Below are 18259 nucleotides of genomic sequence, written 5' to 3' on the forward strand. Positions count from 1 at the left end.
CATGACCGACGTTCTCCTCGTTCTCGTCAGTACCGCCCTGGTCAACAACTTCGTTTTGGTGCAGTTCCTCGGACTATGCCCTTTTCTAGGGGTCTCCTCCAAGCTGGAGTCCGCCCTGGGCATGGCACTGGCGACCACCTTCGTGCTGACATTGGCGGCCGCCGCCAGCCATCTGCTGTACCGCTACCTGCTCGTCCCCTTTGAGCTGGAGTACCTGCGCACCATCGCCTTTATCGTGGTGATCGCCGTGGTGGTTCAGGCCACGGACATCATGGTCAGGCATACCAGCCCCCTGCTTCACCGGGTGCTGGGCATTTTCCTGCCGCTGATCACGACCAACTGCGCCGTACTCGGTGTCGCCCTGCTCAGCCTTCAGCGTGACAGCGGCTTCTTCGATGCTGTGCTGTACGGCTTCAGTGCAGCGCTGGGTTTCTCCCTGGTGCTGATCATGCTCGCCGCCATGCGCGAACGCCTGTCTGCGGCAGACGTACCACGCCCGTTTCGAGGCCCTGCCATTGCCATGGTCACCGCCAGCCTGATGTCGCTTGCCTTTATGGGCTTTGCCGGCCTGGCGGAGGGGGCAATCCAGTGACCGCCCCTTCACTGCTCGGTCTGCTGCTGCTGGTAAGCCTGATCGGCAGCTGCGGCTTGTTGCTTGGATGGCTGCACCGACGTTTCGACGCCGGCGAGGACGGCCTGGTCCAGCAGATCGACGCGCTGCTGCCTCAGACCCAGTGTGGCCAGTGTGGCTACCCTGGCTGCCGCCCCTATGCCGAGGCAGTGGAGCAAGGCGAAGCGATCAACAAGTGTCCTCCAGGGGGCGACACCACCATTGCCGAACTCGCCGCCTTACTGGGACGTGATCCCGTTCCCCTGGATGGCGAAGCGACCAGCACCACCATGGTGGCCTTTATTCGGGAAGATGAGTGCATTGGCTGTACCAAGTGCATACAGGCCTGTCCCGTGGACGCCATTATCGGTGCGTCGAAGCTGATGCACACGGTGATTGCCGACGAGTGCACCGGCTGCGATCTGTGCGTCGCACCCTGCCCGGTCGACTGCATCGACCTGCTGGAGAGACCACCGGCGATGGGCGAATCCGTTCGTCTCATCGCGTCGGACCGCCCATCGGGAGAACACCATGTCAACGCTTGAACAACTGCAGCGCTGGCTGGGCCTCGGCGGCTCCTGTGCGCCAGGCATCTGCCCTGACACCCGCAAGGCCCAGACCCGTGATCTCGGCATTCGACGCGCGCCGCTGCCACCCCAGGTCTCCCTGGCGCTCAATGACAACTGCCACAAGCCGTGGGCCGAAACACTGCTGGAAGTGAACGACGGTGACTGGGTTCGGGCGGGCCAGCGCATCGCCCGCCCGGTGGGACATTTGGCACTGCCGATGCATGCCCCCATCAGCGGACGGGTCAATTTGCCTGGCGCCGCGGCCATCACCTCCACCCGGGAGCATGCGAGCGATGCACCTGGCATTGTCATCGTTGCCGAAGGCAGCCAGCAGATCCTCACCATGCGGCCGCTGGCAGCCGAGCAGGCATCTCCAGAGCAGATTTTTGAACGCATCGCAGAGGCGGGTATCGCAGGCATGGGAGGCGCAGGCTTTCCGGCCGCCTTGAAAGCCAGAGCCGCCCACCGTGCCGGCATCGACACCCTGGTGATCAATGCCGCTGAGTGTGAACCCTACATCACCGCTGACGATGCCTTGCTGCGTCACGACGCCGAAAGGGTCGTGAGCGGCGCGCTGATTCTCGCGCGCGCTACCGGTGCCACCCGCATCATCGCCGGCATCGAAGATGACAAGCCAGAGGCGGCCGAGGCGCTATCGGCCGCCCTCGCCATGTCTGCACTGCCGACCGACGTCGTGATCATCCCGACCCGCTACCCCAGCGGCGGTGAGCGTCAGTTGATCGACCGCCTGCTGGCGCGGAGGATGACGCCGCAGCAACTGCCGGTTGACGTCGGGGTGCTGTGTCACAACCCCGCCACCCTGGCCGCCATCCACGACGCGGTGATCCTTGGCCTCCCCGCCATCACCCGCATCGTGACGCTGGCGGGTCAGGCGTTGAGTGCACCGGGCAACGTTGAGGCCAGAGTGGGCACACCGGCAGCCACGCTGTTGGCTGACGCTGGACTGGATACCTCCAGGCTCGCCAAGTTGATCGATGGAGGCCCGCTGATGGGGCACCAGCGGTCGCTTGCCAGTGCAGCGACAACCCCCACGACCCATTGTCTGATCGCGGCCACCGAACAAGAGCTGCCCAGCCCGCCCCCGCCGTCGCCCTGCATTCGCTGCAACGACTGCGTGCCCGCCTGTCCTGCGGGACTGGCGCCTCAGCAGCTGTGGTGGCACACCCGGGTCGAAGACGACGAACGGGCCAAGGCCCACGGCCTGCTTGCCTGTATCGAGTGCGGCGCTTGCGACTATGTATGCCCCAGCCACCTTCCGCTGGCGGCATCCTTCGGCGAGGCCAAGCGCCGCCTGCGGGTTGCCGACGCCGAACGGGCCAGGGCGGACCAGGCCCGAGCTCGCTTCGATGCCCGCAAGGAGCGCATGCAGCGCGAACACGATGAGCGTGAAGCCAGACGCCAGGCGCGCAAGGCGGCGCTGCGACGTCCCGCTCCCAAGACCCCAGCGGATGACCACGCGCCCACCTCCTCGGCTCCCGCCGATCTGCGCAGCCTGCGCATCGCCCAGGCGGCGGCCAAGGCGGCACTGCGCAAGGCAGAGAAGGCGCTCGAGCGTGCCGCTCAGCAGCAGCAACCCAGCGAGGTGCTGGCCGACCTCGAGTCTCAGCAGAGCACTGCCCGCGAACATCTAGAGGCTGCCAATGCGCAGCTGGCCGCCGCCCGCCAGGAAGCCCCGACATCATGAGCTACTTGCACCAGACAGCGCCTATCGCCAGCAGCGCCCGCGTGATGCGCAGCGTCTCGTTGGCCTGCTTGCCCGGCATCGCCGCTCAGACCTGGTACTTCGGTGCCGGTGTCATCACCAATGTGCTGACCGGCATCCTGTGCTGCTGTCTGGTGGAAGCCCTGATGCTCGCCGCAAGATCACGTCCACTGCGCCCAACACTGGCCGACGGTAGCGCCATGCTGACCGGCATTCTGCTCGGCGCGGCGCTGCCCGCTGGCACCAGTGTCTGGCTCATTCTGATCGGTGCCGTGGCCGCCATCGCCGTGGCCAAGCACCTCTATGGTGGGCTGGGGCACAACATCTTCAACCCCGCCATGGTCGGCTACGCGATGCTGCTGGTGTCCTTCCCGGTACCGATGAGTCTATGGCCGGACGCCACAGGCTTTGGCGCCGGCGACGTCCAGAACCTCTCCCACCTGTGGCAGGGCTGGCTCGGCCAACTTGACGCCAGCACATTGGACGCCGTCAGTGGCGCCACTCCCCTCGATGCGCTGCGCCAGCCTGCCGGCGCCTCGGTCATCGGCGATGCCAACCTCTCTTCACCTTGGGCCATCATTTCCCTGGCCTGGCTGGCTGGCGGACTGGTACTACTGGCCCAGCGTCTCATCGACTGGCGCCTGCCGCTGGCCATGCTGAGCACCATGGCAGTCCTGGCAGCGCTGTTAAACCAGGTGTCGGGTACTGGCTCCGTGGCGTTTCATCTGCTCAATGGTGCCACCATCATGGGCGCCTTCTTTATCATCACCGATCCGGTCAGCGCTCCCGGCCATCGACGCGCGCGCTGGGTGTTCGGTGCCGCGATCGGCGCACTGGTCATGCTCATCCGGGGCTACGGGGGCTACCCCGACGCCATCGCTTTCGCCGTGCTGCTGATGAACCTCTCGGCCCCGCTGCTCGATCAATTGTGCTCAGGGACGCACCGCTCAGCCAGCGATGCGCCCAGGGGGAATTCATGACAGCCCCGACAGCGCCACCCTTACCAAGCCCGCGGGGGGCGGTCGCAACGCTGCTACTGCTCGCCGTCGTCACGTTAGCCAGCGTCGTGATATCGCACTGGCTGAGTGAGGCCCCGATCGCGGCCAATCGCGAGCACTATCAGCAGCAACTGCTGAAGCAGTTGGTACCGCCCCAGACAGCATCGATCGTTGCCCTCGACGACGCTACCTCCTGGCAAGCCATCGGCCCCAACGGCCAGCGACTCGCCACCGTTCACGTCGGTAAGGCGATGGGATACGGAGGTGCGATACGCCTGTTGGTCGCGTTCACCCCTGAAGGCAAGATCGTCGCGGTGCGCGTGCTTGAGCATCACGAAACCCCGGGTCTTGGGGACAAGATCGAACGACGCAAGAGTCCTTGGGTGGATCAGTTCGAGAGGCTTCATCAGGATGCCCTGGCGTTGACGCCATCAGGTCCCATCGAGGCACTGACCGGCGCTACCATAACCTCAGAGGCCGTGATTCGCGCTGTCGTCGCCGCCACGCCAGCAGCCCCATCTGCCACCACCTCACCGCGGGAGACTCCTGATGAATGACGACTCGCATAGCTCGTCAGACAGCTCCTCGCCTAGCTCGTCAGACAGCTCGTCAAATAGCTGCCTGACTCGCCAGCAGGCTCGCCAAATCGCCGCCAACGGACTGTGGAGCAACAATCCTGCCCTGGTACAACTATTGGGGCTATGTCCGTTGCTGGCGGTATCCGGCACCATCGTCAACGGCCTGGGGCTCGGTCTTGCCACGCTGGCTGTCATGCTGGGCGCCAATGGCTGCGCCTCGATCATAAGAGGTCACATCCGCCCCGAGATACGGCTGCCTGCCTTTGTCATGATCATTGCAGCGCTGGTGACCTGCACAGAACTCGCCATGGCCGCGATGGCCTACGAGCTTTATCAGGTGCTGGGCATCTTCCTGCCTCTGATCGTGACCAATTGCGCCATCCTTGCCCGAGTAGAAGCCTTTGCCTCGCGCCAGCCGCTGGCCCCATCGCTGCTGGACGCGCTGATGAATGGACTAGGCTTCACCCTGGTGCTGATAGTGATTGGCGCCCTACGCGAGGCGCTCGGCCAGGGCACACTGTTTGATGGCATGGAGCTACTGCTGGGTAGCGGCGCGGCTGACTGGGTGATCCAGCTACCGGGGGAGCGCCACATGCTGTTTATGGCGCTGCCGCCTGGGGCCTTTCTGATAACCGGCCTGCTGATTGCCGGCAAGAACGCAATCGACGACCACACCGCTCGCCGCCGCCCCGCCTCGCCGCCCCCTTCCGAGCAGCGAAGGGTTAGAGTCACCGGGACCATTCACTAGGGCTTGTACGAAAAGTGCCTGCGCTTGGTGATACGGCGTTAAAAATCGGGTCAAAATGCTCATTTACACCTCGTAAACTGCGCTTTCTCACCGATTTTTGCCTTGTCTAACCTTCGCTCGTCGACTTTTCGGACAAAGCCTAGGCCCAGTCACTGATATCGATCACCATGCTCAGTCACCAAGTTCAGTCGCCGGGTTCAGTCAATCCGTTCAGCGCACCAACCCATCACTGACTCAAGTCCCAACCTTCCAGGCCGCTCTTCAGCGTGACCGCAACCCTCGCTACAGGAGTCCCATGAACGCTGCCAAACGCCACGAGATCTTCACTCGACTGCGGGCCCATAATCCCGAGCCCACCACAGAGCTTCATTGGTCGACCCCGTTCGAGCTGCTGGCAGCAGTGCTGCTGTCTGCCCAGGCAACAGATGTCGGCGTCAACAAGGCCACGGCAAGGCTATTTCCCGTCGCCAACACGCCCCAGGCCATCATTGATCTGGGTATCGACGCCCTCAAGGACCACATCAAGACGATCGGCCTGTTCAACACCAAAGCCGAAAACCTGATGAAGACCTGCCATCTGCTGGTCCAGCAGCATGGCGGCGACGTACCCCGTACTCGCCCTGAGCTAGAAGCGCTCCCGGGAGTCGGCCGCAAGACCGCCAACGTGATTCTCAATACCGCTTTCGGCCAGCCTACCATCGCGGTGGACACCCATATCTTCCGAGTCTCCAACCGCACCGGCATCGCCAAGGGCAAGAACGTGATCGAGGTGGAGGAGCGGCTGATGCGGCATGTGCCCAAGGAGTTTCGCCAGGATGCACACCATTGGCTCATCCTGCACGGGCGCTACACCTGTGTGGCGCGCAAGCCACGCTGCGGCAGCTGTGTGATCGAGGACCTGTGCGAGTTCAAGGAGAAGGTCGATCTGTAGCCTGACAGCCGGCGCGTCAACGGCACGGCTAACGCCAAAGTTGAAGCGCATAGACCGTCAGGACACGTTACGCTGACGCTTTATGCTGCAATATGAGCGATCAACCATGAACGATGTGCTGCGAGAACTCTGGATACCACTGGCCATGGCCTCAAGCTTCGGCGCCTTTACCGGCTCGCTGTTCCGCTTGAGCCGCCGCCCCGGGTCCGAACGTCCGCTGATGTTCCCGGTACTGGGCCTGCTGGGCGGTATCACCGCGTTCATGATCCACCAGGTGCTGGTGTGGACCGTCGGCGCCCCGACCTGGCTCCTGCCGGTGCTGGTGGTGCTGCAAGTGTGGCTCTGGTTAGGGCCGCTGGGACCCAAGATGCCGCGGCGTCAGTCCCCTGGCGACTGAACGCCCTTCGCAGACCGCTGCGCTGTCGGTAGATACCCTGCCAGACCCTACGAGCCACCATTCCCGATCACGCCATGAAAAAGGCGCTCCTGCCACGGCAGGAGCGCCTTTTCTTTACCTACTGTCTCTACCTATTTTTCTACCTACTGCTCCGTTGTTGCCATCCACCTCTTGCACCTGCTCGACAGCGCCTACCCAGGCTATTCCCGAGTCGACGGACAGGGCGCTCCGCAGGGCGCGCAGGCGTTGGCATCCCGCTGATTCAGGGATGTACGGGCGTGACCGTCTCCCATGTTGAAGGCAAAGGTTGGGCTGCTGAGATGATCCGCAAGTATCAGTACCAGGATGGCCAGCAACATGGCGATGATGCGGCTACGGCGGTAAGCGGCTTGCATGGCGCACTCCTTGTTCAATTGGGCAGACGGAACCAGGGCCGCAGGCGAATACCCACCAACGAACCAACAAAGGCGCAGGCGAACCACACCCAGGCATGCAGACTTCCAGAAGCCAAGCCCGAAAACAGCGCGCCGATATTACAGCCAAATCCCAACCTGGCGCCGTAGCCCAGCAGCAGGCCACCCACCACCGCGGCCAGAAATTGACGGCCCTCTACCTTCTTGCGGCTGGCTTCGTTGAAGCGATTGGCCAGGCCCGCTGCCAGCATGGCCCCAAGCAGCAGACCAAAGTTCATTACCGAGGTGATATTGACCAGCACAGAGTCGGCCAGGGCCATGGCCGGATAGTCCCAGGTCCAGAACTCGAACTGGCTCATGTCCACGCCGATGGCCTGCAGCGCCTTTGCTCCCCACAGATTGAAAGCAAAGGTAATGCCCCAGGGGGCGCCTCCCACCAGCAGCGTCAGGGTGTTGCCGACTGCCAGCACCAATATGGCCCAAACGAATGGCCAGCGGCCCTGCACGAGGGCCTTGAACGCACTCCCCTCTACTGGACGAAGGCGCAACTCTGAACGCTCAAGCTCACCGTGAGCGCGACGCTCCACGCGATTGACCCACAGCGCGACCAAGCCCAGGCCGACCCACTGCACCGCTATCGCTCCCGGCACACCCACACTATCGATCAGACTGACCGGATCAAGACTGGGCAAGTCCAGCCACCAAGGCAGGTGGATCGAGCCGACCACCGCGCCAATGATGAAGAATGCAAGCGTCACCAGCATGCGCAGATTGCCCGCGCCGACCGTAAACAGGGTGCCTGAACCGCACCCTCCGCCAAGTTGCATGCCCAGACCAAACACAAACGAGCCAACGATAAGCGAGGTGCCAATGGGCGCAACCGCGCCGACCAGACCGGGCTGGCCGCTGCCAAGCAAAGGAATCATCAATGCCGAGGTCAGAGCAAACAGCATCAGCTGCGCGCGCATACCGGCCCCGCGGCGTTTGGTGACCAGGTTTCGCCAACCGGCGGTAAAGCCGAAGGCACCGTGGTAAAGCGCCACGCCGAGCGCGATACCAATGGCGAACAACACCACCAGAAAAGGCGCGGTCTCAAGCCATACCAGACCGCCCAGCACGACCATGCCGATCAGCGCCAGGCTGACGACGAAACGATCCACCTTGAGGGGGGCCTGTCCAGGAGTTTGTCCAGGGCTTAGCTCAGCGCCAGGTGGCCGAACCCTGTGCGCGGAGCCAGCAGCATCGCTAGCGGTGGCCGAAGCGGCCTGTGAAGACATCTGAGTCATGGAAGTGCATCTGTTCAAAGGAAGGAGTATCACCGCCGCCGGTGCCGCCACTGATTCACGGCGTCCTGGCGGCGGTCATCTAGGCATCGCCAATAGCCATCTAGGAGCTCACTATCTAAACGACACCTATCGAGGGGTCACGGACCCAAGGGTCACTCGTCACCGAAGCCGAGCGCGTCCAGCACCTTGCCAAGCCCCTGCTTCGCCACGGCCAGCGGACGTGACTCATCCTGGGTCCACTCAGCCATGGAACCGTCATACAACGCCACGTTGTCGAAGCCGGCAATTTCACTCAGCACGAACCAGTCAGTCGCTGCCCAGTGTCCGGTGTTGCAGAACGCCACGGTCTTGGCATCCGCATCCAGCTCTGCCGCCTGGATACGCGAGGTCACTTCCGCCGTATTCAACCGCCAGGCGCCGTCGTCATCGGCCAGCAGCGTCTGATGAGGCAGGTTACGTGCGCCAGGAATGGTGCCCGGAGCAGTCGCTGCAGGAGACTGGTTGTCGCCCTTGAAGTAGTCCTCTGGGCGGGCGTCGACCAGCTGCCCCTGGGACTCGCGGGCCGCTTCGACCTCTGCAGTCGTCGCCAGCAGAGCCTCATTCAAACGTCCTTCAAAGCGCACCGGATCAGGGTACTCTGCCGAGCCACTGGCCAGTTCGAGGCCTGCCGCTTTCCAACCGGCAAAGCCGCCGTCGAGAATCGCCACCTGCTCGTGACTCAGCACCTTGAAGGTCCAGTACACCCGTGCCGCGCTGCCAAAGTCCGTCGCGCCGGTACCCGCCGGCACCAGCACCACGGTATCGTCATTATCGATTCCGAGGCCGCCGATCAAGCGCTCAAGACTCGACACCGGCGGCATGACGCCGGTGACACCATCGCGGGTTTCCCGCCAGCCGTCCTCGGTATAACTCGAATACAGACTGCCGGGAATGTGGGCTTCCTCGAAGCTTGACCGGTCACCGCCATTGTCGATGCTGGAGCGAATGTCCAGCACCACCACATCGTCATTATCCAGGTTCGCTTCAAGCCACTCAGGACTGACCAGCGGCTCGACATCGGCTGCATGCGCGGAGCTCGCCATCATCAGCGCCCCCGCAAGCGTCAGTAAGATGCGCATAAAGTTGACCTCTTGGGTAGGAGATCAACCCATTATCCTGCTCGCAGCTGCAAACTCAATATGCTTGGCATGAATAATGATTTACGTGCTCATAACCAAAACTGATCAGCCACCGGGTCAAACCTGTTCCCATAACGACGGTCGAGGCTCTGTCCGAAACGTCGACAAGCGCAGGCACTTTTCAGGCAAGCCCTAGAGTGAGAGCTCACCGCCCTTTTCCGTCGCACGGCCATAGGCGGGTCGCGTCCGGGCCTGCTCGAGAAAGCGCGTGAGCGCCGGATGGTCAGACAACATGCCCCGACCTTCCAGCGCCAGGAGCGGGAAACTCATCTGGATGTCCGCCGCGCTGAACGTCTCTCCCGCGAACCAGCTGTGCTCTGCCAGGTGCTGCTCCCAAAAGCCTATCAGCCGTCGTATTTCTGGCCCGAGATACTGCTCTTTCACGCCCTTGGCGAACATCTTGCCCAAAGGACGCACCAGAGCCGGCACAGGGGGCTTGCTGAGCCTGCCAAACACCAGATTCATCACCAGCGGGGGCATCGCCGAGGCCTCCGCATGGTGCATCCAGAACACATAGTCATCGTAGGCTTCACTGTCGACGGGGGGAGACAGCGCCTGCTCCCTGTCGTAATGGCGCAGCAGATACTCGATGATCGCACCGCTTTCAGCCACGACCCTGCCCGCCTGATGCTGGTCGGTGATCAGCGGCGACTTGCCGAGCGGATGAACCTGCTTGAGGGATTCAGGGGCCAGCATGGTCTTGGGATCACGCCGATAGAGCTGAATGTCATAGTCGACTCCAAGCTCTTCCAGTAGCCAGACCACTCTGAGAGAGCGGGAGTTTTCGAGATGGTGCAATACGATCATGTGGTCTCCTTTACCCCATGGCTGAAACAGAAACGGCGCCCAGGGGGCGCCGTTTCCATCGCTTCGTCTCAATCAGACGAGAACATGCCATCACCGACTTCATCGATGTAGCGTTCCGCCTTCTGTCGCATCAGCGCATCACAGGCCTCACGCCCAGGCACCAGGTCAGAGCGCTCGAAAGCGTGTTCCAGCGTCTCGCCACCCTCGATGGGTTTGCGAATAAAGCCGCTGACGCGATACTGACCGCCCTGCTCCTGCGGACGAGACACGATCAGGAATCCGCGATACTCCACGGCCTCGGCCTCCTCCGTGGAACGCGATTCAGCGGCGCCTCCACCCTTGAAAAGGCTGCCGATCAGCTTCTTGAACATGTCGCCTCCTGGGTCTGATGGTCGAACGCCAAGCGCTTAGTCCTGACGACGGCCCTTGCCTGCGGCGATACGCAGACGCAGCGCATTCAGCTTGATGAAGCCTTCCGCATCCTTCTGGTCGTAGGCGCCCTTGTCGTCTTCAAAGGTCGCGATGGACTCGTCGAACAGCGACTCGTCGGAGCGACGGCCTGCCACGATGGCATTGCCCTTGTACAGCTTCATGCGAACAACGCCGGACACATTCTTCTGGGTCTCGTCGATGGCGGCCTGCAGCATGCGACGCTCCGGGCTCCACCAGTAGCCGTTGTAGATGACCTCAGCATACTTGGGCATCAGCTCATCCTTGAGGTGGGCTTCTTCCCGGTCGAGGGTCAACGACTCGATGGCGCGGTGAGCACGCAGCATGATGGTCCCGCCAGGGGTTTCATAGCAGCCGCGAGATTTCATGCCGACGTAGCGGTTCTCGACGATATCGAGACGGCCGATACCGTTGTCACCACCCAGCTTGTTCAGCTTCTCCAGCACTTCGTGGGGCTTCATCGGCACGCCGTCGATGGCCACGATGTCGCCCTTTTCAAAGGTCAGCTCGACGTAGGTCGGAGTGTCCGGTGCCGCTTCCGGTGACACGCTCCAGCGCCACATGTCCTCTTCGGCTTCCGCCCAGGGATCTTCGAGAATGCCGCCCTCGTAGGAGATATGCAGCAGGTTGGCATCCATCGAGTAAGGGGACTTCTTTTTCTTGCTGAAGTCGACGGGAATATCGTGCTGCTGGCAGTAGGCCATCAGTTTCTCGCGGGAATTCAGATCCCACTCGCGCCACGGGGCGATGACCTTGACGCCAGGCTTCAGGGCGTAGCCGCCCAGTTCGAAACGGACCTGATCATTGCCCTTGCCGGTGGCACCGTGGGAAATCGCATCGGCACCGGTCTGGTTGGCAATCTCGATCAGACGACGAGCGATCAGCGGACGCGCGATAGAGGTACCCAGCAGGTACTCACCTTCATAAATGGTGTTGGCACGGAACATCGGGTAGACGTAGTCGCGCACGAACTCTTCACGCAGGTCCTCGATGTAGATTTCCTTGACGCCCAGGGCCTCAGCCTTGGCACGGGCCGGCTCGACTTCCTCACCCTGACCGATGTCGGCGGTAAAGGTCACCACTTCGCAGTGGTAAGTCTCCTGCAACCACTTGACGATGACGGATGTGTCCAGACCGCCCGAATAGGCGAGCACGACCTTCTTGACATCGGACATGCTAGGGGCTCCTTCTTGTATGACAGACATGACGTGACCAGCGCATTCCTTCATGAATGGCGCTTGAAGAGGGCCGAGTATAGCGCGCATGGCCGGTGTCGAATACCGCTACGGGACGCCGCGCTGCCAAACTGCTAGACTTTCGCCGTTTCGGCCTGCATCACACAGGCCCATTACCCCACGGCCCGACAAGGAGAGGTGCATGAGCGAGCTGATCGCCCGCGAACTCATGGCGCAACGTTTTCGCAGTTTTCTGCCGGTGGTGGTGGATATCGAGACCGGCGGCTTCAATCCCGAAAGCGACGCCCTGCTGGAGATCGCCGCTGTCACACTGACCATGGACCCGGAGGGCAACCTGCTGCCCGACGCTACCTTTGCCTATCACATCGAGCCGTTTGCCGGCGCCAACGTCGAACAGTCGGCACTGGACTTCACCGGCATTCGTCTCGACGACCCCCTGCGTCAGCAGGTCGCCGTGACTGAAGCCGAGGCGCTGGGTGAAATATTCCGTCCAGTGCGCAAGGCCATCAAGGCTCATGGCTGCACCAGAGCCATTCTGGTAGGCCACAACGCTGCCTTTGACCATGGCTTCCTCAATGCCGCGACCAACCGCTGCGACATCAAGCGCAACCCCTTCCACCCGTTCTCAAGCTTCGATACCGCCTCCCTGGCAGGACTGGTCTACGGCCAGACCGTGCTGGCCCGAGCTTGCCGTGCCGCCGGCATCGACTTCGACAACAACGCCGCCCACTCTGCCCGCTATGACACCGAGCGCACGGCCGAGCTGTTCTGTGCAATGGTCAATCGCTACAAGGACCTGGGCGGTTGGCGGCTGGCTCAGCAGGAACAGGGAATGGAGGAGGACTGACACAGGTCCATGCCTTTTTACGAGCGGCAGGATGCTGCTCACCACAGAGAGTCTCGACATACGACAAGGCCCCGCTGGTGTCCACACCAGCGGGGCCTTGCGTTTGATCCGTCAGATGACCGTGTTTGATCCGTCGCGCCGGGGCGCGGTAACACCCTCACCACCTCGGCGATCCAGCGGCTAGCCGGTCCTGACCGGTCAATCGACTGCTAGGCTGCACCTTACTCGGCGCCGCCCTCTTCATTCTGGCGAGCACGTTCAGCGGCTTGCTTGATCAGGGGCTCAAGTTCGCCATTGTTATGCATCTCGACCACGATATCGCAACCGCCGACCAGCTCACCTTCCACCCACAGCTGCGGGAAGGTCGGCCAGTTGGCCACCTTGGGCAGTTCGGCACGAATGTCGGGGTTGTCCAGTACGTTGACGAAAGCAAAGCGCTCGCCACACGCCATCAGCGCCTGCACGGTCTGCGCAGAGAAGCCGCACTGCGGCAGCTGCGGAGACCCCTTCATGTAAATGAGAATGGGGTTTTCGCTGATCTGGCGCTGAATGTTCTCGACGGTGGTGCTCATCACGGCTCCTCAATGATTCGGGCTTGTCTGGCATGTCCTCACGGTACGATGCATGCCCTTACGGTTCGCTTTCGGCCGATACGATGGGGTCAACATCCGCACTTTTCAATGCGCGTCGGGATCGATACCCCTTTCGAGACAATACCTGATTGCCACGCTCGGCCTTTCCTTGAACGCATTGTACGGCCCAGCGGCGCGTTGCGCATCCCCTCCGCGCTGGCTAGGATGGTCGTTTTTTACCTCGTTGGAGAGACGCCATGGCCGCCCGCCACTTCCTGACCCTACTGGACCTGAGCCAGGATGAATTGCGCTACCTCATCCAGCGCGCGATCACGATCAAGAATGGGCTCAAGGCCCAGGGCCCGACCTACGCGCCCTTTACCAACCGCACCCTGGCGATGATCTTCGAGAAGTCGTCAACACGGACTCGTGTCTCCTTCGAGACCGCCATGGCTCAGTTCGGTGGTCACGCGCTGTTCCTCTCGCCTAGGGACACTCAACTAGGACGTGGCGAGCCCATTGGAGACACGGCTCGGGTGCTGTCAGAGATGGTTGACGCGGTGATGATCCGTACCTTCTCCCACCAGGGGCTTGAAGAGTTCGCCGCTGCCAGCGACGTACCGGTCATCAATGCGCTGACCGATGATTACCACCCCTGCCAGCTGCTGGCGGACGTGATGACCTGGACCGAGCTGCGGGGCAGCGTCAAGGGCCGCACGGCGGTATGGATCGGGGACGGCAACAACATGTGCCACTCCTGGATCAATGCCGCACGCCAGTTCGACTTCTCCCTGCGCATCTGCTGCCCTGAAGGTTACGAGCCCCGCGAAGATATCCTGGCAGCCGCAGGAGACCGAGTGACCATCCTCCGCGATCCCATGACAGCCGTCGCAGGTGCCGACCTGGTGACAACCGATGTATGGGCCTCTATGGGACAGGAAGAGGAGCAGGCGCGCAGAGAAGCCGACTTCGCCGGCTTCCAGGTGACTGAGGCCATGCTGGATGCGGCGGACAAGGACGTGCTGTTCCTGCACTGCCTGCCCGCTCACCGCGGCGAAGAAATCAGCGAAACCTTGCTGGATGACCCCCGCGCCGTGGTCTGGCAGGAAGCCGGCAACCGCCTGCATGCCCAGAAGGCACTGCTGGAGTTCCTGATGCTGGGTCAGGTCAGTCACTGATACCCGGCGGCTCGCTGCTTATCAGCAAGGCCCTGCCGCAGTATCGCGGCAGGGCTTGGCGATACGCCTATGGCCTGTCGCCCCCTTGGAATCACTGCCATCTATCCACGTCTCCCGTTTCATTCCTCTCGTTACCTTTCTCTTGTTACCTATCGTTCGCTACGACCCACCCACACCAACGCGGGCTTCAGCGGCCAGATCCCCATCGAGTCATGCTGAGCAGGCACCACGTCAACGAGTGCTTGAACCAAAACACCTACCGCGCCTGCAACGGCCGGCCATGACCCGCGGCATGTATCCGCAAGCGGACAAGGAATAGACTTTGGTCTAATCAGACTAATGTCGTATACTTGCGCCATATTTCTGTCAGAGATCGCCGCATGGCACTGCTCGCCGAACATAATGACACCGCTCAGCGCATCGACCTGACCGCCTTTATCGAGGACCTTTACCGCGACGGCGACGTCCTTGAGGCCTTGACCCACAGTGATCGTGGTCTTAGCGCCACACGCCTTGATGCCCTTACCCGGACCCGCTCCCAGGCGTCCCGGCTGCGTCGCCTGCTGCGGCAATCGCTGGTCGTCCACAATCCACGCGGCAGGGTGATCCTGACACAGGCTGGCCGAAAGCTGGCATTTGAGCTTTACGGCGTGGGCGCCGCCGATCTCTAGGCACCGTTTCAGCGGTGGTAGCCAGCACTCCCGTTGCTGGCTCTCCCGTTTTTGCTCTCCATTTCTGTCTCTCTCGATTCTCTTTCTCGATTCTGTCTCTCTCGATGCCGGTTCCTGCCTCCTCTGCTGAACGTCACCCGAGCTGTCTCGCCTGAGCCGGCACCAGCCGCACACGCACACCAAGGCTCGATGACGGGCCCTTCCCCCTTGGTGCGTTGACACAGCGACGTCGTCCGATCCCTCTTTTTTCTTCACTGATTCCCGCTTTGCGGGGCAGGCTGATTCACGCTTCGCGGGGCAGACTGATTCACGCTCTAAGGGGAGAACCTCCGAGTCCGTTTCATCTTGCTGGCTATCGGCGGCGATGCCCTGCCTATTGCCCTGGGCCGACTCCGCCCTACCTCAAAGGCGCCTGAAGACAAAATTATGGCGCTTTACGCCAAGTCGCTCCGCCGTCACTTCGCCACACTACCTCTCGATTCATTCAGCCGCGGAGCGACGAGACGCTGTCTACGCCACGGCGCCGCCCTGTCAGGCGGCGTAAACTCGCCTTCGAGCCACTTGGCATGGGGGCCGCGGCCGACGTCCCGTCATCCGAGATCGAGAGGAGCCCTCCATGAACCGTAACGTCATCCTTACCTGCGCCGTGACCGGTGCCGGCGATACCACCGGCAAGAGTCCCAAGGTGCCGGTAACCCCCAAACAGATTGCCAACGACTGCATCGAGGCGGCCAAGGCCGGTGCCAGCATTGCGCACATCCACGTGCGCGACCCGGAAACTGGCGGCGTCAGCCACTCCCTCGACCACTTCCGTGAAGTCATGGAGCGGGTGCGTGAGGCCGACACCGATATCGTCATGAACATTACCGCTGGGGGCGGTGGCGACTGGATCCCTGACAGCCAGGACCCCACTCGGGGCGGACCGGGTACCGACATTCAGACGCCGGCCCAACGCCACGAGCCAGTCGGGGAACTGCTGCCCGAGCTGTGTACGCTGGACTGCGGCAGCCTCAACTTTGGCGACATGATCTACGTCAACTCGGCTGACTGGCTGCGTGAACATGCCCGCCTGGTGCAGGCTGCCGGGGTCAAGCCTGAGCTGGAGTGCTTCGATCTGGGCCATGTGTGGTTCGCCCGCCAACTGCAGGCTGAAGGCCTGATCGACGGCGACCCGCTCTACCAACTGTGCCTTGGCATCCCGTGGGGCGCCGAAGCCGATACCGAGACCATGCTGGCGATGCGCAACAAGCTGCCGGCCAACGCCAACTGGGCGGCATTCGGCATTGGCCGGCACCAGATGCCGATGGCCGCTCAAGCGGTGATGCTCGGTGGCCATGCCCGGGTTGGGCTCGAGGACAACCTGTACCTCGAAAAGGGCGTGCTGGCCTCCAACGCTCAACTGGTCGAGAAAGCCGGCAGCCTGATCAACCACCTGGGCGGCAAGGTCATGACACCGGCGGAAACTCGAGATTTCCTCAAGCTGCGCAACCCACACACCGGCACCATCATGGGAGAACAGGCATGAAACAGCTATCTGTCATCGGCACCGGTGTGATCGGCAACGGCTGGATCGCCCGCGCCCTGGCCAGCGGTTGGAGCGTAGTCGCTTTTGATCCGGACCCCGCCGCCGAAGCGCGCACTCGGGCGTTTGTGGACAATGCCTGGCCTGCGCTGCAACGCCTGGGTCTGGCCGACGGCGCCAGCATCGACCACCTGCGCTTTGCCTCCTCACTGGAAGCCGCCGTGGACGGCGCCGACCTGATCCAGGAGAACGTACCGGAAAGACTCGAGCTCAAGCAGAGCATCCTGGCCCAGATCGACGCCGCGGCGCCTGCCGATGTGCTGGTGGGCTCCTCGACGTCGGGATTCAAGCCCACCGACCTGCAGCAGGACTGTGCCAAGTCACCCGGGCGCATCATCGTCGCTCACCCCTTCAATCCGGTCTATCTGCTACCGCTGGTCGAGCTGGTTGGAGGACAAGCGACAGCCACCGAGCAAACTCAGCAGGCGCAGGCCCTCTATCAGGCGCTGGACATGCGTCCACTGGTGGTCCGTCGTGAAATCGAAGGGCATATTGCCGACCGCCTGATGGAAGCCCTGTGGCGCGAGTCACTGCACCTGGTCAATGACGGCGTAGCCACTACAGAGGAAATCGACGCCGCGGTGGTCTACGGCTGTGGGCTGCGCTGGTCGCTGATGGGCACCTTCCTGACCTTCCACCTGGCCGGTGGGGAACAGGGCATGCGCCATATGCTGGAGCAGTTCGGACCTGCGCTGAAGCTACCCTGGACCAAACTGGAAGCGCCCGAGCTTACCGATGAGCTGATCGACCGCGTGGTCGAGGGCTGCGAGCATCAGGCGGCCGGCCGCAGCGTGGCCGAGCTGGATCGTCGTCGCGATGACTTCCTGGTCGAATTGCTGGGCCTGGTGAACAAGTACTGGCCGGAAGCAGAAGGCCTCGAGGGACGTATCTGATGGCCTTGCTCAACACCCAGGTGGCGTCACAGTGGGTCGACTACAACGGCCATATGAACGATGCCGAGTACGCCAGGGTATTCTCCCTGGCGGTGGACAGGCTGATGGAGAACATTGGCCTGGACGATGAGGGCCGGCAACGGCTCGGCTACACCCTATATACCCTCGAGACCCATCTTCGCTACCTGAAGGAAGCCCACGAGGGGCAAGACCTGCAGGTCGATGTTCAGGTCGTCGATCAAGATGCCAAGCGCCTGCACCTGTGGTTTGTACTCACCAGTGGAGCGGACCTGCTGGCTACCAGCGAGCAAATGCTGATGGGCATCGACACCACCAGCGGCAAGCCTGCTGCCTTCCCCGCAGCGCTCTCTGATGCCTTGGCGACATTGCCCCCCCTGTCATCCCCCCCGCCCGAGGGGCTGGGACGGCGGATCGGTATCAGCCGACGCTGACAGGCTTGGCGTCCTGGCCGGGCCATATCCAGCCAGACCCGCTCAGGCCCGCCCAGACCAGCTCGGGCCAGGGCGCCATCCACCAGGAATGCTCGGCGACGCCGGGCGGGATCCGGATGTAGCGATGACGATCGATGACTTTGCCAAGCGCTTCCAACATGGTCTCGACGCCATGGCATC

General features: G+C 62.4%; 22 protein-coding genes. 14 read left to right on the plus strand and 8 right to left on the minus strand.

Annotation, left to right across the window (positions count from 1 at the left end):
• The first annotated feature begins 1 nt into the window (after position 1).
• The 8 genes from rsxA (at position 2) to KUV86_RS01215 (ending at position 6554) form a co-directional block, all read left to right on the plus strand.
• Complete coding sequence (gene rsxA, locus KUV86_RS01180; RefSeq protein ID WP_222483318.1) at positions 2 to 592, plus strand: electron transport complex subunit RsxA; 591 nt, start codon at positions 2 to 4, stop codon at positions 590 to 592.
• Positions 589 to 1155 (plus strand): electron transport complex subunit RsxB, encoded by a 567-nt coding sequence (gene rsxB, locus KUV86_RS01185; RefSeq protein ID WP_222483319.1) that lies wholly within the window; start codon positions 589 to 591, stop codon positions 1153 to 1155. Before rsxA ends, rsxB begins: the two co-directional genes overlap by 4 nt.
• Complete coding sequence (gene rsxC / locus KUV86_RS01190) at positions 1142 to 2884, plus strand: electron transport complex subunit RsxC (protein ID WP_222483320.1); 1743 nt, start codon at positions 1142 to 1144, stop codon at positions 2882 to 2884. Before rsxB ends, rsxC begins: the two co-directional genes overlap by 14 nt.
• The gene (locus tag KUV86_RS01195; protein ID WP_222483321.1) at positions 2881 to 3882 is read left to right on the plus strand and encodes an RnfABCDGE type electron transport complex subunit D; all 1002 of its coding nucleotides are present in this window, start codon (positions 2881 to 2883) and stop codon (positions 3880 to 3882) included. Before rsxC ends, KUV86_RS01195 begins: the two co-directional genes overlap by 4 nt.
• Positions 3879 to 4457 carry an RnfABCDGE type electron transport complex subunit G gene (locus KUV86_RS01200; RefSeq protein WP_222483322.1) on the plus strand — a complete coding sequence of 193 codons (579 nt, stop codon included), beginning with the start codon at positions 3879 to 3881 and terminating at the stop codon, positions 4455 to 4457. The genes KUV86_RS01195 and KUV86_RS01200 overlap by 4 nt, the downstream gene beginning before the upstream one ends.
• Positions 4450 to 5226 (plus strand): electron transport complex subunit E, encoded by a 777-nt coding sequence (locus tag KUV86_RS01205; protein ID WP_222483323.1) that lies wholly within the window; start codon positions 4450 to 4452, stop codon positions 5224 to 5226. The genes KUV86_RS01200 and KUV86_RS01205 overlap by 8 nt, the downstream gene beginning before the upstream one ends.
• Positions 5227 to 5521: 295 nt before the next feature.
• On the plus strand, positions 5522 to 6157 hold the full coding sequence (gene nth / locus KUV86_RS01210; RefSeq protein ID WP_206939354.1) for an endonuclease III: 636 nt from the start codon (positions 5522 to 5524) through the stop codon (positions 6155 to 6157).
• Between the two features lie 106 nt (positions 6158 to 6263).
• Positions 6264 to 6554 carry a hypothetical protein gene (locus tag KUV86_RS01215; RefSeq protein WP_224907623.1) on the plus strand — a complete coding sequence of 97 codons (291 nt, stop codon included), beginning with the start codon at positions 6264 to 6266 and terminating at the stop codon, positions 6552 to 6554.
• Between the two features lie 200 nt (positions 6555 to 6754).
• On the opposite strand, the gene KUV86_RS01220 is transcribed toward KUV86_RS01215, so the two are convergent.
• From KUV86_RS01220 to KUV86_RS01245, 6 genes are all read right to left on the minus strand, one after another.
• Positions 6755 to 6949: a hypothetical protein gene (locus KUV86_RS01220; RefSeq protein WP_206939357.1), complete on the minus strand. Its 195-nt coding sequence runs from the start codon at positions 6947 to 6949 to the stop codon at positions 6755 to 6757.
• Positions 6950 to 6963: 14 nt separating this feature from the next.
• Positions 6964 to 8127: a YeeE/YedE family protein gene (locus tag KUV86_RS01225; RefSeq protein ID WP_224852108.1), complete on the minus strand. Its 1164-nt coding sequence runs from the start codon at positions 8125 to 8127 to the stop codon at positions 6964 to 6966.
• Positions 8128 to 8405: 278 nt separating this feature from the next.
• A complete protein-coding gene (locus KUV86_RS01230) occupies positions 8406 to 9371 on the minus strand; it encodes a sulfurtransferase (RefSeq protein WP_224907622.1) in 966 nt (321 codons plus the stop codon).
• A gap of 192 nt (positions 9372 to 9563) precedes the next feature.
• Positions 9564 to 10238, minus strand: coding sequence for a glutathione S-transferase (locus KUV86_RS01235; RefSeq protein ID WP_222483324.1), 675 nt, complete (start codon positions 10236 to 10238; stop codon positions 9564 to 9566).
• Between the two features lie 68 nt (positions 10239 to 10306).
• Positions 10307 to 10609, minus strand: coding sequence for an HlyU family transcriptional regulator (locus tag KUV86_RS01240; RefSeq protein ID WP_206939361.1), 303 nt, complete (start codon positions 10607 to 10609; stop codon positions 10307 to 10309).
• 36 nt (positions 10610 to 10645) lie between these two features.
• Positions 10646 to 11863: an argininosuccinate synthase gene (locus tag KUV86_RS01245; RefSeq protein ID WP_206939363.1), complete on the minus strand. Its 1218-nt coding sequence runs from the start codon at positions 11861 to 11863 to the stop codon at positions 10646 to 10648.
• Positions 11864 to 12065: 202 nt separating this feature from the next.
• Here KUV86_RS01245 and rnt point away from each other — a divergent pair, with 202 nt between their 5' ends.
• Entirely contained in the window at positions 12066 to 12731 is a 666-nt protein-coding gene (gene rnt, locus KUV86_RS01250; protein WP_222238575.1) for a ribonuclease T, read from the plus strand.
• A gap of 221 nt (positions 12732 to 12952) precedes the next feature.
• Here rnt and grxD read toward each other — a convergent pair whose 3' ends face one another.
• Positions 12953 to 13303 carry a Grx4 family monothiol glutaredoxin gene (gene grxD / locus KUV86_RS01255; RefSeq protein ID WP_206939372.1) on the minus strand — a complete coding sequence of 117 codons (351 nt, stop codon included), beginning with the start codon at positions 13301 to 13303 and terminating at the stop codon, positions 12953 to 12955.
• Between the two features lie 257 nt (positions 13304 to 13560).
• On the opposite strand from grxD, the gene argF reads away from it, so the two are divergent.
• The 5 genes from argF (at position 13561) to KUV86_RS01280 (ending at position 18079) form a co-directional block, all read left to right on the plus strand.
• Positions 13561 to 14481, plus strand: coding sequence for an ornithine carbamoyltransferase (argF, locus tag KUV86_RS01260; protein WP_206939374.1), 921 nt, complete (start codon positions 13561 to 13563; stop codon positions 14479 to 14481).
• A gap of 380 nt (positions 14482 to 14861) precedes the next feature.
• Positions 14862 to 15152 (plus strand): hypothetical protein, encoded by a 291-nt coding sequence (locus tag KUV86_RS01265; RefSeq protein WP_222483325.1) that lies wholly within the window; start codon positions 14862 to 14864, stop codon positions 15150 to 15152.
• Positions 15153 to 15768: 616 nt separating this feature from the next.
• Positions 15769 to 16677 (plus strand): 3-keto-5-aminohexanoate cleavage protein, encoded by a 909-nt coding sequence (locus KUV86_RS01270; protein ID WP_206939378.1) that lies wholly within the window; start codon positions 15769 to 15771, stop codon positions 16675 to 16677.
• Positions 16674 to 17627: an L-carnitine dehydrogenase gene (locus KUV86_RS01275; protein ID WP_222483326.1), complete on the plus strand. Its 954-nt coding sequence runs from the start codon at positions 16674 to 16676 to the stop codon at positions 17625 to 17627. The genes KUV86_RS01270 and KUV86_RS01275 overlap by 4 nt, the downstream gene beginning before the upstream one ends.
• Positions 17627 to 18079: a thioesterase family protein gene (locus KUV86_RS01280; protein ID WP_222483327.1), complete on the plus strand. Its 453-nt coding sequence runs from the start codon at positions 17627 to 17629 to the stop codon at positions 18077 to 18079. The genes KUV86_RS01275 and KUV86_RS01280 overlap by 1 nt, the downstream gene beginning before the upstream one ends.
• Here the strand turns inward: KUV86_RS01280 and KUV86_RS01285 are convergent.
• Complete coding sequence (locus tag KUV86_RS01285; protein WP_222483370.1) at positions 18066 to 18239, minus strand: hypothetical protein; 174 nt, start codon at positions 18237 to 18239, stop codon at positions 18066 to 18068. The genes KUV86_RS01280 and KUV86_RS01285 overlap by 14 nt on opposite strands.
• Positions 18240 to 18259: the final 20 nt, after the last annotated feature.

Origin of the sequence: Halomonas sp. DP8Y7-3 (genome assembly GCF_019801675.1) — a bacterium.
GTDB classification, from domain to species: domain Bacteria; phylum Pseudomonadota; class Gammaproteobacteria; order Pseudomonadales; family Halomonadaceae; genus Halomonas; species Halomonas litopenaei_A.

Excerpts from the sequence above, each read along its gene's own strand:
- rsxA (WP_222483318.1), top strand. The coding sequence starts at position 2 with ATGACCGACGTTCTCCTCGTTCTCGTCAGTACCGCCCTGGTCAACAAC.
- KUV86_RS01280 (WP_222483327.1), top strand. The coding sequence starts at position 17,627 with ATGGCCTTGCTCAACACCCAGGTGGCGTCACAGTGGGTCGACTACAAC.
- KUV86_RS01275 (WP_222483326.1), top strand. The coding sequence starts at position 16,674 with ATGAAACAGCTATCTGTCATCGGCACCGGTGTGATCGGCAACGGCTGG.
- KUV86_RS01195 (WP_222483321.1), top strand. The coding sequence starts at position 2,881 with ATGAGCTACTTGCACCAGACAGCGCCTATCGCCAGCAGCGCCCGCGTG.
- argF (WP_206939374.1), top strand. The coding sequence starts at position 13,561 with ATGGCCGCCCGCCACTTCCTGACCCTACTGGACCTGAGCCAGGATGAA.
- grxD (WP_206939372.1), bottom strand. The coding sequence starts at position 13,303 with ATGAGCACCACCGTCGAGAACATTCAGCGCCAGATCAGCGAAAACCCC.
- KUV86_RS01270 (WP_206939378.1), top strand. The coding sequence starts at position 15,769 with ATGAACCGTAACGTCATCCTTACCTGCGCCGTGACCGGTGCCGGCGAT.
- KUV86_RS01220 (WP_206939357.1), bottom strand. The coding sequence starts at position 6,949 with ATGCAAGCCGCTTACCGCCGTAGCCGCATCATCGCCATGTTGCTGGCC.
- rnt (WP_222238575.1), top strand. The coding sequence starts at position 12,066 with ATGAGCGAGCTGATCGCCCGCGAACTCATGGCGCAACGTTTTCGCAGT.
- KUV86_RS01215 (WP_224907623.1), top strand. The coding sequence starts at position 6,264 with ATGAACGATGTGCTGCGAGAACTCTGGATACCACTGGCCATGGCCTCA.
- KUV86_RS01285 (WP_222483370.1), bottom strand. The coding sequence starts at position 18,239 with ATGTTGGAAGCGCTTGGCAAAGTCATCGATCGTCATCGCTACATCCGG.
- KUV86_RS01200 (WP_222483322.1), top strand. The coding sequence starts at position 3,879 with ATGACAGCCCCGACAGCGCCACCCTTACCAAGCCCGCGGGGGGCGGTC.
- KUV86_RS01245 (WP_206939363.1), bottom strand. The coding sequence starts at position 11,863 with ATGTCCGATGTCAAGAAGGTCGTGCTCGCCTATTCGGGCGGTCTGGAC.
- KUV86_RS01265 (WP_222483325.1), top strand. The coding sequence starts at position 14,862 with ATGGCACTGCTCGCCGAACATAATGACACCGCTCAGCGCATCGACCTG.
- KUV86_RS01240 (WP_206939361.1), bottom strand. The coding sequence starts at position 10,609 with ATGTTCAAGAAGCTGATCGGCAGCCTTTTCAAGGGTGGAGGCGCCGCT.
- KUV86_RS01235 (WP_222483324.1), bottom strand. The coding sequence starts at position 10,238 with ATGATCGTATTGCACCATCTCGAAAACTCCCGCTCTCTCAGAGTGGTC.
- KUV86_RS01205 (WP_222483323.1), top strand. The coding sequence starts at position 4,450 with ATGAATGACGACTCGCATAGCTCGTCAGACAGCTCCTCGCCTAGCTCG.
- KUV86_RS01230 (WP_224907622.1), bottom strand. The coding sequence starts at position 9,371 with ATGCGCATCTTACTGACGCTTGCGGGGGCGCTGATGATGGCGAGCTCC.
- nth (WP_206939354.1), top strand. The coding sequence starts at position 5,522 with ATGAACGCTGCCAAACGCCACGAGATCTTCACTCGACTGCGGGCCCAT.
- rsxC (WP_222483320.1), top strand. The coding sequence starts at position 1,142 with ATGTCAACGCTTGAACAACTGCAGCGCTGGCTGGGCCTCGGCGGCTCC.